15 protein-coding genes are annotated in these 18,099 nt (G+C 43.7%); 12 read left to right on the top strand and 3 right to left on the bottom strand.

The genetic code is table 11. The annotated features are described in order from the left end of the window. Positions 1-78: 78 nt before the first annotated feature. The gene (locus tag SNE26_RS25120; protein WP_321556605.1) at positions 79-1,128 is read right to left on the bottom strand and encodes a hypothetical protein; all 1,050 of its coding nucleotides are present in this window, start codon (positions 1,126-1,128) and stop codon (positions 79-81) included. Positions 1,129-2,288: 1,160 nt separating this feature from the next. Between SNE26_RS25120 and SNE26_RS25115 the strand changes: the two genes are divergently transcribed. The 3 genes from SNE26_RS25115 to SNE26_RS25105 all read left to right on the top strand — a co-directional run bounded on the left by SNE26_RS25115 (position 2,289) and on the right by SNE26_RS25105 (position 5,496). Continuing rightward, entirely contained in the window at positions 2,289-2,960 is a 672-nt protein-coding gene (locus SNE26_RS25115) for a DUF1080 domain-containing protein (protein ID WP_321556604.1), read from the top strand. A gap of 131 nt (positions 2,961-3,091) precedes the next feature. Continuing rightward, complete coding sequence (locus SNE26_RS25110) at positions 3,092-4,828, top strand: GMC family oxidoreductase (protein ID WP_321556603.1); 1,737 nt, start codon at positions 3,092-3,094, stop codon at positions 4,826-4,828. Positions 4,829-4,848: 20 nt separating this feature from the next. Then, positions 4,849-5,496, top strand: a complete 648-nt coding sequence (locus SNE26_RS25105) for a gluconate 2-dehydrogenase subunit 3 family protein (RefSeq protein WP_321556602.1) — start codon at positions 4,849-4,851, stop codon at positions 5,494-5,496. Between the two features lie 100 nt (positions 5,497-5,596). On the opposite strand, the gene SNE26_RS25100 is transcribed toward SNE26_RS25105, so the two are convergent. After that, complete coding sequence (locus SNE26_RS25100; RefSeq protein WP_321556601.1) at positions 5,597-7,168, bottom strand: alpha-amylase family glycosyl hydrolase; 1,572 nt, start codon at positions 7,166-7,168, stop codon at positions 5,597-5,599. Between the two features lie 310 nt (positions 7,169-7,478). On the opposite strand from SNE26_RS25100, the gene SNE26_RS25095 reads away from it, so the two are divergent. From SNE26_RS25095 to SNE26_RS25080, 4 genes are all read left to right on the top strand, one after another. Next, positions 7,479-8,597, top strand: coding sequence for a zinc-binding dehydrogenase (locus SNE26_RS25095; protein WP_321556600.1), 1,119 nt, complete (start codon positions 7,479-7,481; stop codon positions 8,595-8,597). Between the two features lie 8 nt (positions 8,598-8,605). Beyond that, positions 8,606-9,403, top strand: coding sequence for an alpha/beta hydrolase-fold protein (locus tag SNE26_RS25090; RefSeq protein ID WP_321556599.1), 798 nt, complete (start codon positions 8,606-8,608; stop codon positions 9,401-9,403). Between the two features lie 319 nt (positions 9,404-9,722). Beyond that, positions 9,723-10,118 carry a 3-oxoacyl-ACP synthase gene (locus tag SNE26_RS25085; RefSeq protein WP_321556598.1) on the top strand — a complete coding sequence of 132 codons (396 nt, stop codon included), beginning with the start codon at positions 9,723-9,725 and terminating at the stop codon, positions 10,116-10,118. Between the two features lie 311 nt (positions 10,119-10,429). Then, the gene (locus SNE26_RS25080) at positions 10,430-10,810 is read left to right on the top strand and encodes an RNA-binding protein (RefSeq protein ID WP_091210121.1); all 381 of its coding nucleotides are present in this window, start codon (positions 10,430-10,432) and stop codon (positions 10,808-10,810) included. Positions 10,811-10,964: 154 nt separating this feature from the next. Here the strand turns inward: SNE26_RS25080 and SNE26_RS25075 are convergent, their stop codons facing one another. Then, a complete protein-coding gene (locus tag SNE26_RS25075) occupies positions 10,965-12,173 on the bottom strand; it encodes a GAF domain-containing sensor histidine kinase (protein ID WP_321556597.1) in 1,209 nt (402 codons plus the stop codon). A 214-nt stretch (positions 12,174-12,387) separates the two neighbouring features. On the opposite strand from SNE26_RS25075, the gene SNE26_RS25070 reads away from it, so the two are divergent. The 5 genes from SNE26_RS25070 (at position 12,388) to SNE26_RS25050 (ending at position 18,023) form a co-directional block, all read left to right on the top strand. Beyond that, positions 12,388-13,233 carry a dienelactone hydrolase family protein gene (locus SNE26_RS25070; RefSeq protein WP_321556596.1) on the top strand — a complete coding sequence of 282 codons (846 nt, stop codon included), beginning with the start codon at positions 12,388-12,390 and terminating at the stop codon, positions 13,231-13,233. An 81-nt stretch (positions 13,234-13,314) separates the two neighbouring features. Next, a complete protein-coding gene (locus tag SNE26_RS25065; RefSeq protein WP_321556595.1) occupies positions 13,315-14,289 on the top strand; it encodes a lysylphosphatidylglycerol synthase domain-containing protein in 975 nt (324 codons plus the stop codon). Further along, entirely contained in the window at positions 14,273-15,403 is a 1,131-nt protein-coding gene (locus SNE26_RS25060) for a glycosyltransferase (protein WP_321556594.1), read from the top strand. The genes SNE26_RS25065 and SNE26_RS25060 overlap by 17 nt, the downstream gene beginning before the upstream one ends. A gap of 132 nt (positions 15,404-15,535) precedes the next feature. Beyond that, positions 15,536-16,744 (top strand): ABC transporter permease, encoded by a 1,209-nt coding sequence (locus tag SNE26_RS25055; protein ID WP_321556593.1) that lies wholly within the window; start codon positions 15,536-15,538, stop codon positions 16,742-16,744. A 40-nt stretch (positions 16,745-16,784) separates the two neighbouring features. Next, the gene (locus tag SNE26_RS25050; protein WP_321556592.1) at positions 16,785-18,023 is read left to right on the top strand and encodes a PP2C family protein-serine/threonine phosphatase; all 1,239 of its coding nucleotides are present in this window, start codon (positions 16,785-16,787) and stop codon (positions 18,021-18,023) included. Positions 18,024-18,099 lie beyond the last annotated feature (76 nt).

Here is an 18,099-nt window from a genome sequence, read left to right as displayed (position 1 = left end):
CGTCGGAGCCTTGTTTTGCAGGCCAGAGGCCTGGAAATAGTTGCCACCCGGCTGGAGCCGAGCGGCGGCGTAGGTTGTTTACTTATGCGTATGAAAGCTCAGGCTTGTTGCAAAGCCAATGGTAACATAACCATAGCTGTCTTCAAAAAACTGGTTGTAATCATCCTGTCCGCGATAGCCTCCGCCAACCATGAGGGCGGCATCCGGCATAAACGGAAACTGGTAATAGTATTTCAGGCTTACATTTAAACGTTTCTTGAAATCAAAGGTCGAGTAATTATCGTACTTATCAGCAATATAAGTAAAGTCGAACCGGATGCGCTGCCAGTTTTGATAGATCTTTTTGCTCTTATCTGTTGGATCGGTATAGGCTTTAGCAAAGTTATACATGCGGCTGCCGTTAATGCGAATAAAGCCATAATGATCTTTCAAACCTTCAGACAAACCAAGGTTAAACAGACCGGCGTGGACCTCTAAACCCAGGTTATCATAACGGTTGATGATCAGGTCTTTTTTATCAAAGCGTTTACCGTTGTAATAAGTTAAGGTATAAAAGTTGGTTGTGAACTTGCCGCTATCCCGGTTAAAGCTGCCGTCGGGATTAAGCGATGGTCCGCGTACCCCGTTTGAATGGTGCGAATATCCAAACGAAAAGAACTTTGGATTGTAAGTATCCTCATTCACCCTGAAATACAGTGTACCGCCCGGCATAAAGCTCGGCGATTTTACCGGCGCACCCTGTGAGGCCAGCAGGCGGATCTTCACCCTTGGGGTAAACACAAAAAAGAAACGAGACTTTGGCGTGCTGAACAAAACGAAATTAGGCGCCAGGTCGGCAGTGAGTTGGGTTTTTACTTTGTTAAAGTAATCGTTCCCCCCTTCGGATACCCGCAGGTTTTGCTCGTAAATGTGATCGAATGCCTGGTTAACGAGGCGCTTTTTCATCAGTGCGCTGTCGGCCAGCGTATCTGCAGGGGTGGCTGTGCGGATGTTCGCAGCCGCTTTATTATTGTCAACAACAATAAAAAGGAACAGTATGCAAATTGTTTTTAATGCAAACGTAAAATTGAAACGCGACGTTAAACCGGACTTTTTGAAATCCGGTTTTATAAAATAAAAATTGATCAATGTAGTAAGTGTTAGTTACCGATAGTGTTTGGGTTGCAGTTAATTAGGCTTAGCCGTACGTGTTAACATATGCGTAACCATAATGGCGCAATATTACTTATTATAAGTTTTTTCGCAATCGGGCATATGTCAGCATTAAGTAAATGTATCGGTAATCGGCATCTTGTGACATTAGCCGGAAATTAAGAAGGTTTGCCGGCTGATTCTGCGGCGCTAACGAATAAGAAATTTTCACACTAATTTTTTCAAATTAATCGAATTACACGAATTTTTCAATCGCATAAAGTTGAAATTCGTGTAATTCGGTTAATTGTGGTAGGTCTGAAAATAATTCGTGTGAAAATTTCTTACGGCGTTTTTAAATACCAGCGAACCGGCGCGAATATGCTGTGTTGACTTGCAGGGGCGGGTACTCACTTAGCTGATTGTTTGTTAAACCCGGACTTATTTTGCCCCTCCGGGGCAAAACAACACATTTCAATCCGGAATTATGGCGGCGCGATTTTGTCAGTATTGAGCATTGTGCATTCTGTTTAATCTGAAAAACTTAAAAATCCATAAAAAACAGCTAAAACAAATATGGCTTTTCAGGCCGGTATATTGAAACACTTTTCAAGTACTCCTTTAAGTTTTAATAGCTGATAGCCAATTATTTAGTGGTGTTTCATGTGGTTTTTAGATGCTTGATTATCAATGTGTTTCATAAAAAAGCGATTCTCTGTTTCACTCTCAAAAAATGGGACATTCCTGTTTTTAAAAGAAATAACGGCCGGTGGGCTTTCAATTTTTTGTGGGGAATCAAAAAATTGGGACACACCATTTGTTACAATTAGATACTCTTTCTGTGCCATCCATCTACCGTAAATTGTTCATTGTAACCAAGCTTTTACCTCGTTTTCGCAGGCTTATACTTTATTTTTGCGATAATCGTTTTAGCATTAAAAAAAAGCCAATATATTTATCGCAACCTAAAAAAATGTTCGCTTAATTTGTAATTAAAACGTTTTATCAAAGCAATGATCTTAAAATAGCTTTTTACGCTTTTTAAGTCTGCATTTACCTTGTACAGAACAAACAAAAATGAAACCAACAGGAAACGCCTTAACCAACCAAAGCTATTTAAATGGCAGTTCCGATACTATAAAAAACAACTATAATTTATGAAAAAGATCATGCTTGGCCTGATGGCCATCCCGGCACTTTGTTTGTCGGCGTCGGCACAAACCAAGGGTTACACTCCCCTGTTCGATGGTAAAACCACCACCGGATGGCACACTTATCTTAAAAAAGACGCTACTGCCTGGAAAGTGGTTGACGGCACACTCCAGCTTGACCCTAAAGCCGAAGGCCAGGGCGATTTGGTTACCGATGGCGAGTATGAAAACTACGAGCTTGTTTTAGATTGGAACATCAGCAAGGAAGGGAACAGCGGTGTTATCTTCGGTGTGCATGAAGATCCTCAATTTGGCGATACCTACCTTACCGGCATTGAAATGCAGGTACTTGATAATAAAGATGCCAGCGACAATAAAAAAGCTAACCATCTTGCGGGTTCATTATATGATATGAAAGCTCCGTCAAAAGATGTGGCAAAACCTGCCGGCGAATGGAACAAAGTTAAATTGCGTAAAAAAGACGGCCAGCTTACTTTTTGGCTCAACGGAACCAAAATTGTTGATGTGAAAATTGGCAGCGAAGAGTGGACGCAATTATTAAATAACAGTAAGTTCAAAACATGGAAAGGCTTTGCCGCCTATCCTAAAGGGCACATTGCCTTGCAGGACCATGGCCATTTAGTTAGCTTCCGCAACATCGGCATTAAAGAGCTTTAATATTTTTTATGAACAGGGTACGGATATAGTGCCCTGTTCATATCTTTATACCATACTTAAATTGTGTTTAACGTGCCCCTGGCATGTGTAATTTCCTCTCCGTATAAGAAAGAAGGATACTTTGATATAATATGAGCGATCTGCAAATTAAAAAATCATCAGCCACCTATGATGTGGTGATTGTTGGTTCGGGTGCCGGTGGGGGTATGGCCGGTTACGTTTTGGCCAACGCCGGGATAAAAGTTTTGATGCTTGAGGCCGGTGCTTACTTTGACCCTGCTAAAGATTCACAACAATTAAAATGGCCATGGGAGTCGCCACGCCGTGGTGCCGGTACAACCCGCCCTTTCGGAGATTTTGACGCTGCCTTTGGCGGCTGGCAAATTGATGGTGAGCCTTATACCACAAAAGATAAAACAGAATTTTTCTGGTTCCGCTCGCGGATGCTGGGCGGCCGTACCAATCACTGGGGCCGGATCTCGTTAAGGATGGGCCCGCGTGATTTTCAGGCCAAAGACGGCCTTACCGATGACTGGCCAATCACCTACGACGATGTAAAACCATACTATGATAAGGTTGACCGTATGATTGGTGTTTACGGCACAAAAGAAGGTTTGGAGAATGAGCCGGATGGCATCTTCCTCCCTCCACCCAAACCAAGACTTAATGAGTTGTACATTGTAAAAGGCGCTCAAAAAGCTGGTGTTAAAATTATCCCGGGCCGTGGTTCGGTATTAACAGAAGCTTTGCCGGGTAATAAAGACCGAGGTGCATGTTTCTTCTGCGGGCAATGCGGTCGCAGTTGTAAAGTTTACGGCGATTTCTCGGCGTCATCATGTTTGGTGATCCCGGCCATTAAAACAGGTAACTTAAAGGTGATCACCAACGCCATGGTGCGCGAGGTAATCACCAATGCCGAAGGCCTGGCCGTTGGCGTATCGTACGTTAATAAAGAAGATCTGCAGGAGTACCAGGTTAACGCCAAAACGGTTATCCTTGGTGCAAGTGCCGGCGAATCGGCCAGGATCCTGCTCAACTCAAAATCTGCCCAGCACCCGGGTGGTTTGGCAAACAGCAGCGGTGTTGTTGGTCATTACCTGCATGACTCTACCGGTTCAAGCGCAGGTGGTTTCCTTCCGCAACTGATGGACCGCAAGCGTTATAATGAAGACGGCGTGGGTAGTGTGCATATCTACTCGCCATGGTGGCTTGATAATAAAAAACTGGACTTTCCTCGCGGTTACCACATTGAATATGGGGGTGGCTTGCACATGCCATCATATGGTTTTAGTGGTGGGATCCAGAATATGAACGGTGTTGTGCCGGGCCGCGATGGTAAAATGAAAGAGGCCGGTGGTTACGGCGCATCGTTAAAGGATGATTACCGTCGTTTTTATGGTACCCAGTTTGGCATGGCCGGTCGTGGTACAGCTATTGCCCGTTATGATAACTATTGCGAAATTGATCCCAACGTAGTAGACAAATACGGCATCCCGGTATTGCGTTTCCACTACAAATGGGCCCCTGATGAAATTAAACAGGCTAAGCACATGCAGGAAACCTTCCAGGAAATAATGCACAACATGGGTGGCGCAATCTATGGCGGACCTCAAGGGCCTGAAACCAATTACGGTTTGGAAGCCCCGGGTAAGATCATCCACGAAGTAGGTACCATCCGTATGGGTAACGATCCTAAAAAATCAGCCTTAAATAAATGGTGCCAGGCGCATGATTGTAAAAACCTGTTTGTAGTTGATGCCGCTCCCTTTGTACAGCAGGGCGATAAAAACGCAACGTGGACTATCCTTGCCTTATCAATGCGTACCGCAGAATACATTATCCAGGAAAGAAAAAAATTAAACGTTTAACAAGCTAACATAAAAATTTTATGAACAGACGTGACTCCCTTAAAGCCCTTGGCTTAGGAACACTTTCGGCAGGATTATTACTGGAGGCCTGTAAAACCGATACTAAAAAAGGCGCGGAAGAAACAACCACCGCAGCAGCCGGCGACGAAGCAGGCCGCCAGCCTTTTGAGGTTGAGCGTGACAAGAAACTGCATGCCGATAAATTTTTTACTGCCACCGAAATGGCTACCATCACTGTACTGGCCGATATCATTATCCCTAAGGATGATAAATCGGGCAGCGCATCAGATGCCAAGGTTCCTGACTTCATTGAGTTTATTGTAAAAGATATGCCCGATCACCAAACCCCGATGCGTGGTGGTTTACGCTGGCTGGATTTACAGTGCCTTAACCGCTTCGGCAAGCCATTTACCGATTGCAGCAAAGATCAGCAGATCCAGCTAATTGATATGATTGCTTACCCCAAAAAGGCCAAACCAGAAATGGCCCAGGGCGTCGCTTTCTTCAACCGCATGCGTGATCTTACCGCTTCGGGCTTTTTCACCAGCGAAATCGGCGTGAAAGATATTGGCTACGCAGGTAACCAACCCGGCAAATGGACAGGCGTACCTGATGACATCCTGAAGCATTACGGCATGGAAAATGTGAAAGCTTCGGCTTCGATGTAAGAGCCCCACCCAAACCCTCCCCGGATGGGGAGGGTTTTAAAAACAAGCCATACCACAACAAAGTTTAATTAACTTAAAAGTCTCCCCTGCCGGGGGAGATTTAGAGGGGGCTGATCTCCCATGCCCCAACTCCAAACGCCGGTAAATTTACCGCCAGCTTCCCCGCTTTCAGCTTCGGTTTTGCTTCACCAATAATATTAACCGGTTTTCCGTCGGTATCAATATTTACGCTGGCTTCTTTATCTGCCAGGTTTATCGCCACCAGTATCATTTGCCCGGCGTCCTTCCTCATAAAAGTAAAAACATGATCATTGTCATTATTGATGGTTTTATAGCCGCCGTCAACAAATGCCGGATTGGCCTTGCGGATAGCGATCATTTTTTTATAGTAATGCCATAATGAATTAGGCTCCTGTTTTTCTTCTTCAAGTGAAATGCCATCATTAGGCTTATCGTTATTGAACTGATCTTTCCAGGGGCCGGTTTGTTTATACCACAGGGCCATGCCTTTGCCCGTATCGCTTTTGTACCATTCAAAGGCTTCCCTGTCGGGGATCTCATTGGCATCGGTAGCGCCGAAGTTTGCCGTGGTGCCGGTCATCCCCAACTCCTGGCCGTAGTAAATGGAAGGGATGCCGCCCATCAGCAGGTTAAAAGCGCAGCCAACTTTCAGTTTAGCCAAATTGCCCTTTACTGCGTAACTAAAGCGAGGTACATCATGATTCTCGATAAATACCACCTGTTGTTTGCCGGGAGGCAGCATGGCCAGTGTTGAGTCGGCATTGGCTAAAAGCAGCTTTTTATCAAACGACCGGATAGCAAAGCAAAGCCGCAAGCCAAATACCCGGTCAACGCCTCCGCGTTCCAGGTATTCGGTGCCAAGGCTAAACCAGTTGGCTTGTTCGGCTACGATCTTTATTTGAGGGTTAATGGAGCGGAGTTTGGTTAATAATGGGTTCCAGAAAGTATCGAATAAGTGCGGAAGGCGACCTTTATTATCCAGGTCGTCCATCATATGGTCAAGCCGGAAACCATCTACCCCATCGTCAAATTTACCATCGCCATTGGGATCTATCCAGTAGCTGAACAGTTTAAGGTTATATGCTTTTGAAGCCTCGCTGTTAAGGTTTGCGGTAGTTATTTTACGCGTTACGCTGTCATAGCCTTTTAGCCCGGTAAGGTTATATACTATGGTTGATGGCTTTTTGTTGTCTTTATCATCCCATAAAATATAATCGCTGTATGGCGACTTGGGGTTTCCGAAAGCCTCCTTCCACCAGCGGGAATCTTCAGTAACATACTGGGTTTCCATATCCATATAAAATTTCATCCCCCGGCGGTGCAGCTCTTTAATCAGTTTGAGATAATCGGCATGGGAGCCATATTTCGGGTCGATCTTTTCAAAATCGATAGCAAAATAATTATGGTAAAAAACAGATTCATAAAGTGGGGTAAGCAGTATGGATGTTATGCCAAGCTCCTGCAAATAATCAAGTTTTTGGCGGATGCCGTTCAGGTCGCCGTGATAATCGCCGTTGCTATCATAAAAGCTTCGCTGAAATATATGGTAAATAATCTCGTTGTTACCCGGCACGCCGGGCATGGCATTAACGCCGGAGGAAATTAAACCAAACGATAAACAGCCCAGGATAAACAGCTTGTTTAGTTTCATAGTTTTATAAATTGGAGCTTAAAGTAACGTAAAGCATTGGCAATTAACAATAACTGCAGGTGTGAAAAACTGGCGTATTTTATCCGTTGATGCTTTAAATATATTATCAAATGCCATGAAAAGCCCTTGATGTGATAATATAGACCATTTTTTGGACAATTTGCTAAAGTTTTAGAATCATGGCTTAACCTATTTTTGTTGCATAGGTTTGGTGTATTTAGCACTGCTAATATGGCAAGCTATAGTTATAGCTATTATTTGCACAACCGGTTTAACGGCGTATGAAAAGCGTTCAACATATCCCCAAATTATGGCTATAATATGCAAGGCAGCTATTGCCAATGGAAAGGGTGGTTTTTCGGTACAGGATATTGTGGTGAACGAACCGAAAGATGATGAAGTGCTGGTTAAAATAAAAGCAGCGGGACTTTGCCATACCGATCATGACTCGTTAAGCTGGGGAAAGCAGATCATTATAGGCCATGAAGGTGCCGGTATTGTGGTTTCGGTTGGAAAAAATGTTAGCAGTATATTACCCGGCGATAAGGTGATCTTAAACTGGGCCATGCACTGCGGCAGATGCTTTCAGTGCCTTGAGGGTAACCAGCATTTGTGTGAAGTAGCCTCGCCGGTTGCAGCCGGCGGCAATGGCTACACTCCGGGCCATGCCGGTCTTAATGGCACAACACTTAATGGCGACCCCATTTTAAGGTCTTTTAATATTGGTACTATAGCCGGATATACTTTGGTAAAAGAGTCGGCAGTGGTAAAAAACACTTCGGAAACCATGTCATTCCCTGCGGCAAGTATTATCAGTTGCGGTGTAATGACAGGTTATGGATCTGTGGTGAATGCCGCTAAACTAAAAGCCGGGGCATTGGCTGTAGTACTGGGTACCGGTGGTGTAGGTCTTAATGTGGTGCAGGCTGCAAAGATCGCCGGGGCAGAAAAGATCATCGCTATTGATATAAATCCCAATCGCCTTGAAATGGCCGTTAAGTTTGGTGCAACCCACACTATTTTAGCCGCCAAAGATGATACCGGCCTGCTTAAAGCTGCCGGGGAAGTAAGAAAACTTACTGATGGCCGCGGGGCCGATTATGCTTTTGAATGCACAGCTATTCCCGAATTAGGCGCAGCCCCCTTAGCCATGGTGCGCAATGCCGGCACGGCAGTTCAGGTAAGCGGTATTGAACAGGAGGTCACCATTGATATGCGCCTTTTTGAGTGGGATAAAATTTATCTGAACCCCCTCTATGGTAAATGCCGCCCGCAGATTGATTTTCCGGACATAGTACAATTGTACGCCGATGGGCACTTATTACTTGAAGAAATGATTACACGTACATATTCTATAAACGAACTTGATAAAGCTTTTGACGACATGCTGAAAGGCAGAAACGCTAAAGGGGTTATCGTGTTCGACTAAAAAAGCTCATGCCATTTAAAACAACAGAAATTTCCAATCCGCAATATGAAAGTAATCAGCTTCGGCTTATAACTATAAAAACCCCCAATTTAAAGGGCCGGGGTGATATTTGCGTATACGTTCCGCCGGGGGCCAATAAAAACGAGGTTTTACCTGTGGTAATATTACTGCACGGGGTATATGGCAGCGCATGGAGTTGGGCCATGAGCGGAGGCGTTCATTTAAAAACCAATGAGCTGATTGAAAAAGGCGAATTGCCAAGAATGATATTAGTCATGCCGTCGGACGGGCTTTGGGGCGATGGCTCGGGCTATTTGCCGCATAGTGGCTTTAATTTTGAGCAATGGATAGCCGATGATGTGCCCACGGCTGTAATGGAAAATATTCCCGGTGCAAAGCAAAATTCTCCGCTGTTTATTGCCGGCCTTTCTATGGGAGGTTTTGGCGCTTTAAGGATCGGTGCAAAATACGGGCATAAATTTAAAGCCATTGCCGGGCTATCGTCTATAACAAGCTTGCCGCAGATCAAACTTTTTGCCGGTGAGCCCTTAAAAACCTATGCCCAGGATATTGTAGCCGATGAAGATGTGTTTGCAACATTTAAAAAATACAGGGATCAGCTGCCGCCTGTCCGTTTTGATTGCGGTATTAATGATTTGCTGATTAACTACAACCGCGACCTGCATAAAAAGCTGGATAAGGAGAAAATCCCTCATATTTATGAAGAAAACCAGGGTGGGCACGAGTGGTCATACTGGGCAAAACATATTATTTCGACCCTTAAATTTTTTGCCGGTAAGTTGTAGATAAGGGAGTTAATATAAACTAACGACTGGCTTATAATGTGCGAATATCATTATTTTGTCAGTTTTAATTAGTCGGGCATACCATTTTGGCAATTAGCAACGTTTATCTACTTTGTAGGTTAACGCCTGCAAATAGTGATAAGGTTTAGGTTTAAAGCCCCCAAGCAGCGAGTGCAAGGGGGCTTTTATTTTACCGGCAGGTTTTCTGCACAACAAAAATTTGATCTTTTCACCTATTTTAGTTTTTTGTTTGATATCATAAATGGGCGATCTGAAGAAAGAATTACATCAACTATGCATTAGTTACGTGCGTAAAATTATGGAGGCCACAGAGATTGCCATTGCCGATGCGCAAAAGGCCTCCACCGATGATACCAAAAGCAGCGCGGGGGATAAATATGAAACCGGGCGTGAAATGGCGCAGCAGGAAACCAACCGCAATATGGCCCAGTTAAATGAAGCCAACAAACTGCTGGTAGCCTTAAACCGGATAGGTACAACAGGTGCATCAATGCATGCCGAGCCTGGCAGCGTGATAGTTACCAGTAACGGCAATTTTTATCTTGCTATAAGCGCCGGTATTTTAACGCTTAACGGCAAAACGTATTTTGCGGTGTCGCCGGCATCGCCCGTGGGCAATATGCTTACCGGTAAAAAAGCCGGGGATGAGTTTACGCTGAATGGGAAGCGCTACCGGATTGAGTCGGTAGTTTAGGGATTTTGAGGTTAATTTGCTTCCGGAAAATAACTTTGGTTACAGTAATATTTAAAAAATACGGACTTGCCGTTTTTTTCATATTTATTTTACAAAAACGTTATATTTTCAAAACAAAATGAATTGCCCTTTGTATTAATTCGTTGGCTGCCACCATTTATTTTCTCAAAACGCGAAAAAAAGTAATTTTTTTTAAAATAAAAGCACTCATTCACATAAACATGCAGTAATCATCAAATATCTATTACTATATTTGATGTTAACAAAACGTGGGTAATTAACAAAGCAGGCCCATTAAAAACTAAATATTAATGAACATATTCGTAGGAAGTCTTCCTTTTACTTTAGGGGAAGCCGATTTAAAGCAGCTTTTCGAAGCTTATGGTGAAGTTAACTCCGTAAAAATTATTATTGACAGGGAATCAGGAAGAAGCAAAGGGTTCGGATTCATTGAAATGGCAGATGATGAGGCAGCACAACAAGCTATAAGCGGCCTAAACGGTTCTGAAGTTAAAGGAAGATCAATTGCAGTAAGCCAGGCAGAAGAGAAAAAGCCAGGTGGTGACCGCAGAAGCAGTGGCGGTGGCTACGGTGGCGGTAACCGTGGCGGCGGTGGTTACGGTGGCGGCAACCGCGGCGGCGGTGGCGGCTACTCAAGAGATAACCGTGGCGGCGGCGGCAAAAGCTGGTAAAAATATAACCTAAAGTAAAATACCGGGCTCTTTAGGCCGGTATTTTATTTTAAGTATTGCATCTATAATCTACCTTCAGGAAAAACAACTTTTTTAGGGATTTTTTGCCTACGCAATTCTCTATGCCCTATAGTTACTCCGGACAGGTTTTTTATCACTGCATTTTTTGTGGGAGCCTTACCTCAAATATAGTCCCTTCGCCAGGCTTTGAGTAAATCTTGATTGATCCTTTAAGGGTTTCAATCAGATGCTTTACTAATGCCAGTCCAAAGCCAAAGCCGGCTTCGCCGATTGTACCTGTTGTTGAAGCCGAATTGCCTTTCAGTATTTTTTCGATACCTTTTTCATCGATGCCAACCCCGCTGTCCTTTACCTGGATTTGCAATATATTGACATGATCGTTAAGCTCAAGGCTCAGGTCTACATCAACATAGCCGCCGGCCGGAGTAAATTTTATAGCATTCGAGATCAGGTTACCTGTTATTTGTAACAGTTTATTCCGGGCAAAGGGAATCCGCTCCGATTCGGATGGGGTTTTAACCGTAAGCAAAATGTTTTTGTTCCGGGCTTGCGGAATAAAAAGGCGTTCTATTTTATCTTTAAATATCAGCAGGTTAAAGTCCGCTCCATTAGATATGGGTTTGTGATCATTTTTATCGGCACTCAGGATCTCATCTGCAAGTTCCAGTATCGACCGGCCGCTTTTATGGATCAGGTTGATAAACTCCAGCACTTCTTCTATTTGGTTTGCCTCCCCTTGTTCGCTGATGAATTGGGCCAGACCAATGATGCCGCTTAACGGCCCGCGGATATCGTGAGCCACCTTTTTCTGGATTTCGCTGGCTTCAGCAAGCTTGCTTTTTAGTTTGCCAATTACTTTCAGGTCTTTCAGCCTGCTTAGTATTTCATCGGCAATGATCTTTAAAAGTTCAACCTTTTCGGGTGTGAGCTCTTTAACGTTTTTATCAAGGACACATAAGGCGCCGATATTGTGATCGTCGCTTACCTTTAGTGGTATGCCATAATAATATCTTAATCTGGGCCCGTCGGTTACATAAAATTTATCCCTGAAACGTTCGTCGGTCCGCAGGTCTTCTACCTCAAAATATTCGCCGTCTATAATAGTATATTGACAAACCGAATCCTCACGGGGCATTTGTTCAATTTCCAGTCCGTGACCACTGATACTCCATTGTGTATAGGAGTCAATAAGGTTAACAAGCGAAACCTCGGTACCAGTAACCTTGGCCGCCAGCTTGGCCAGGTCTTTAAAACTGTCTTTATGTTCGGTATAATCAAGATCAAATTCCGACAGGCTTAAAAGCCTTTCCATTTCATTATCAGGAATTGGCGGGACAGGCATATTAAAAATATATTGGTATATTATTATATACGTGCTTTTGCTTCGTAAGGTTCCATGGAGAATAGACAGGTATGCATTAAATTTTAGGTAATTATATATTACATTATCATAAATTTATGCCGGTTAATCACATTAGCCCGACAACTAAAACCATGTTGCCAACGTAATTGTTTTAAATACACGTCAGCTTTAATTAACATAAAATTTTACCTCCATGAAAAAACTGTTTTTATTAACGTTATTTATCAGCTTAGCCACTATGACTTTTGCGCAGCGTAAAGTGGTTTGCTGCAGTAATCCATCGGCAACGCAGCAGTTTGCCATGCTGGCCTCCAACGCCCGGTTCAAAATGTCGCACAAAAATCCTTTGCCAATCCGCTTTCAAAGCAGTATAGGCGAGGCCATCACCTACAAAACGCCGGATGGTAAACAAGCATCAGCATTTTTTATGAAAGCCAAAAAACCTACTAATAATTATTTATTGGTGATACATGAATGGTGGGGCCTTAATGACTATGTAAAAAGAGAGTCAGAAAAACTGTATAATGACCTGGGTAACGTCAATATCATCGATCTTGACCTATATGATGGTAAGGTAGCAACCACACGCGAAGATGCGGGTAAATTTATGCAGGCTGTAAATGACGACAGGGCCCGCGCTATAGTAAACGGAGCGATAGCTTATGCCGGCCCCAAAGCACATATTGCTACTATTGGCTGGTGTTTTGGCGGTGGATGGAGTTTGCAAACCAGCTTGCTTGCCGGTAAAAAGGCGGTAGCTTGTGTAATGTATTATGGTATGCCCGAGCAGGATGTTAATAAATTAAAAACCTTAAACGCCGATGTGCTGGGAAACTTTGCCAATAAAGATCAGTGGATTAACCCTAAGGTTGTAGCCAAATTTGATGCTGATATGAAGGCCGCCGGAAAAAAGGTTTACCTGCACCAGTATGATGCCGATCATGGTTTTGCAAACCCGAGCAACCCTATTTATAACAGCGATGCTACCAAGGACGCCTATGCAAATACGCTGACGTTTTTAAAAACAAGATTGAAGTAAACAAAACTAACCATGTAGTGTTGTATGGGGCAAGCTTTGGCATGCCCCATTTTTTTGTAACATTGCATAAAATTTATCTATTTGACACGCTCTGCTAAAAAGGTTGTTTCGTATCTTCTTAAGGCCGGTATATTAATAATTGCAGGGTGGTTTATTTACCGGCAGTTCAACAAAAAAAATAACGACCTAAAGCAGTTTGAACATTTCGCATCGCAAATAAGTACTACCCATGTTGTTATTGTCATGGCGCTGGTAATTTTATTGATGTTTTTGAACTGGTTCCTGGAAGCACTTAAATGGCGCTATATAACCAAAACATTGATCAATATTTCGGTATGGGAAGCTGTTGAGGCTGTTTTTTGCGGCCTTACCTGGGCAGTAACTACACCTAACCGGCTGGGCGAATACGGGGGGCGTGTTATGTTTTTACCGCCGCGCAAACGTGTTCCGGGTATTTTTGCCATGGGCGTGGGTTCATTTAGCCAGGGGTCGGTAACCAACGTTTTGGGGGTAATGGCCATGATCTGGTTTGTCGCCAACTACATTCATGCCAATTTAGTGCTGGCCTGGGGGGTAACTGCCATTGGCGTTATAATTGCGGCCGTGCAGCTGGTATTTTATTTTCACATAAACTGGGCGGTTACTTTGCTTGACAGGGTTTGGTTCATCAAAAAATACCACCGCTTTTTTGAAGTAATAGGCAGGTACCACACCCACGAACTTATCAAGATCATGGGTTTTAGCATTGCCCGGTATGTCACATTTTCAATGCAGTATTGCCTGGTTTTTCAGCTGTTGATGCCGCATATGGCTGTTGTACCCATGATGCTCATGCTGATGCTGTTTTTCGTGGTGTCATCGGCTATCCCATCGCTTGATCTTTTTGATATTGGTGTACGCGGCTTTACTGCTTCGCACCTGTTTGTGTATGTGACAGATCAAAATATCGCCGTAATAGCCGGTGTATCGTCAATATGGCTTATTAATTTATTTATTCCTGCTATTTTAGGATCGTTGTTCGTTTTAAAACTCAAATTCTTTGACCGCGCTGATTAGTATTATTTCGTTATTTTCCATCGGGCTTTATGTGCTGTTGCTGATCTATCTCCGGATAGGCTGGGCAAAGGTCACTATCCCTCCTGTTGTTGCCCAAACATTTAGCACCAAAGTTACTGTACTTATTGCGGCCCGTAATGAGGAAGAAAAGATCCACCTTACCATTGAAGATATTTTGGCCCAGGATTATCCCAAACACCTGGTGGAGATCATCATTGTTGATGATCATTCAACAGATAATACTGCAGCCATCATCGGCAGTTATGCGGCACAGGGCGTAAAGCTGCTGCAGCTCAGGCTTGGCGAAACACTTAACTCCTATAAAAAGAAAGCGATAGCCGAAGCCATTAAACTTTCAACAGGCGAGTTAATGGTGGCAACAGATGCTGATTGCCGTATGGGTAATCAATGGCTGCGTACTATTGTTGGCTTTTATGAACAGCATAACCTGGTGATGATTTCATCGCCGGTGACTTATTTCCAGGAGCAATCGGTATTTGAGCGCATGCAAACACTTGATTTTTCATCGCTTATTGGTATGGGAGGCTCTTTTTTAGGTCATGGCTTTGCTGCCACCTGTAACGGGGCAAATTTTGCTTACCGTAAAGACGTATTTTATGAGGTTGGCGGTTTTACCGGCATCGATGACCTGGCTTCGGGCGATGATGAGCTTTTATTGCACAAGGTTGGGGAGCGTTATCCCGGCAGGATAGGCTTTTTAAAACGGCGCGAAGCAATTGTATATACCCACGCAAAGCCTAATTTAAAAGAGTTTATGCAGCAAAGGCGCCGCTGGGCATCAAAATCAACCAAGTACAAAAATAAAAAGATGGTGGCCTTTGCGCTCAGTATCTGGCTGTGCAATTTTATGCTGCTGCTAACAGCTGTGCTGGGTATTTTCGATATCTGTTTCCTGAAATTGTTTTTGCTTACCATCGGAATTAAATATGCGATAGACCTGTTATACATGACACCGATCATGAACTTTTTAAAACGGCGCGAACTGCTGCTGTACGTAAGCTTTGTTTTGCCGCTTAATGTCATTTATTTTGTTATTATCGGTTTTTTAGGAAAAAACAAGAAGTATGCCTGGAAGGGCAGGATCGTTAGGTAAGGCGAAAGCTGTAATTTATGCTTTAAGCCTTGGGCTTTCAGCTTCATAATGCGTTTGTAAAGAAAGCAGCCATTATTGTTAATTGCGCCTATTTAAACGATATTTAGCCAACACACATGAACTATTAACACATTGGCCGAAATTACACCAGCAAAACGCACCTGGCGTGTTTTTAAGCGCAATAAAATTGCTGTAGCCGGGCTGGCATTTATCCTGCTTACCATGCTTGTTGCCATACTGGGTTATCTCATCATGCCCGATGATACCCCCCTGGCCAATAACATGATCATACAGCTCAGTATAAAAAAGCCGGGCTCAACCTATATGATGTTAAAACTCCGGAAAGCGGAAGCTGTGGATACTGTAAATGTATTTGCCAGAATGCTGTACGGCCAGCCATCGTTTTATAAAGAAATCCCAATAACCGGCTATCACTTTGTTAAGGATTCCATTTATGTTAACGGGTATATTGGCGATGAGGACAAGCCCGAAAAAAAAGCATTCAATATTTTCGAGGTGATGACCGGGCAAAAGCCAGTTTATAAAAACGGGCAGGTTACATTTAATTATAACGGACAGGTAGTTGTAAGAGTGGCCAATGCTGGTGTTTACCAAAGATTTTGGGCAAAGGTTTACGAAGAGAACATCGGCTTTAAAACTTTTTGGCTTGGTACTGACGGTTATGGCCGCGATATGCTAAGCCGCCTGCTCCTGGGCACACGAATTTCGCTTGCTGTTGGTTTAATGTCGGTTATCATCAGCATGTTACTCGGGATTACAGTGGGTGCCATAGCGGGTTACTTTGGGGGATGGGTTGATGCATCATTAAGCTGGCTGATGAATATTTTATGGGCGCTGCCTGCCCTGTTGCTGGTGATAGCCATATCATTTGCGTTAGGTAAAGGCTTGTGGCAGATATTTATAGCGGTTGGTCTTTCCATGTGGGTTGAGGTGGCGCGCCTGGTGCGCGGGCAGGTAATGGGCCTTAAACAGGTGGAGTACATTGAGGCCGCAAGGGCACTGGGTTTTAGTAACAGGCGCATTATAGCCAAACACATTTTGCCCAATATAACCGGGCCTATACTGGTGCTGGCATCATCAAACTTTGCATCAGCTATACTTTTAGAGGCGGGGCTTAGTTTTTTGGGCTTTGGCGCACAGCCACCTATGCCAACCTGGGGCGGCATGATCAAAGAGCATTATGGGTATATTGTTATGGATTCGGCTTTTTTGGCTATCATTCCGGGTATGGCCATTATGCTGCTGGTTTATGCTTTTAACCTGGTTACCGTTGGCTTGCGCGATGCCTTTGATATAAAATCACAAAGTACTCGTATTTAAAAATTATTTCTTCTATTTTAGTCAGCGTACTTATATCAATATGCTGAATGTAGACGACGGTTCCGGCGAAGACGAATTGATCAGGCTTTTGCTCAAACGGCAGTCGGAATTAAATTCTTTATTGGAAATTACGCGGGCCATAAATAAAAATACCGCTACTCCTATCCTCATTCAAATGCTGGAAGTTATCCTGCAAAACTATTTGCAGGTAGGCAAGCTTAGGTTTTTGATTGAAAAGGATGATAAGTTTGCCTGTATAGCCAAGTATGGCGGCGACGTTGAATCGTCGGTAGTGCTGGCCCGGGCCTGTAAAAAACTCAGTAAAGTTAAAGCGCCTATAGCTATTGCCGGGCACCGCGATCCTGTCCTAAAAAAATACAATTACTTTATCCCGGTATATCACAAAAGCAAAGCGCTCGCCTACGCCCTTATCGGCGATTTTAATACCTCGGGCGAGATGCTTAACAACGATCTTAATTTCATCCAAACGCTGATGAACGTGATTATTGTGGCGCTTGAAAATAAAAAACTTTTCCGCGAGCGGCTGCAGTCCGAACGTTTTCTGCGTGAGATGGAGCTTGCAGTAGAGGTGCAGAATATGCTGATCCCCATGCGTGAACATAAAGACGACAGTGTGGAGATCGGGGCCAAGTATCTTCCGCATCAAAACATCGGCGGCGATTATTTTGATTTTATCCGCCTTAATGAGCATGAGTTTTTATGGTGTATTGCCGATGTATCTGGCAAGGGTATTTCGGCTGCTTTGCTGATGGCCAACTTTCAGGCCAGCCTGCACGCCTGGGCGGCAGTTGAGGATGATTTGACCAATATTATTGACCGTTTAAATAAAATTGTACTCAGCAATACCAAAGGCGAACGGTTTATCACCCTGTTTCTTGCGCGATATAATCAAAAAAAGCGGCGGCTTAACTATATTAATGCAGGGCACAATCCAACCATACTTTATTCGGAAGGCGGGGCCATTCCGCTTAAACTGGGTACCACCATGATCGGTGTTTTTGAAGACCTTCCCTTTTTAAACGAGGGCGAGGTTGATGTGGATCCCGGCAGCCTGATCTTTAACTATACAGATGGGCTCATGGATTTTGAATCGCCCAGTACCAAAATATGGAACGAGGACAAATTACTTGATTTTGTGCTGGCGCATGGCGAGCTTTCGCCCGATAATTTTAACCAGGCCCTGATGGATTACCTGAGCAACGTTCATAAAAGCAAGCCCATTGATGATATTACCCTGCTTACGCTGAAGATTTTTTAAGCAAAGGATGCGTTAACCACATGTTGAAAAACTCATCATACTAATTGTTTTACTAACACGTTTACAACTCTTATTA

The sequence above is a fragment of the Mucilaginibacter sp. cycad4 genome, from assembly GCF_034263275.1.
Classification (GTDB): Bacteria; Bacteroidota; Bacteroidia; order Sphingobacteriales; family Sphingobacteriaceae; genus Mucilaginibacter.
This window is presented reverse-complemented; position numbering and strand designations above follow the sequence as displayed.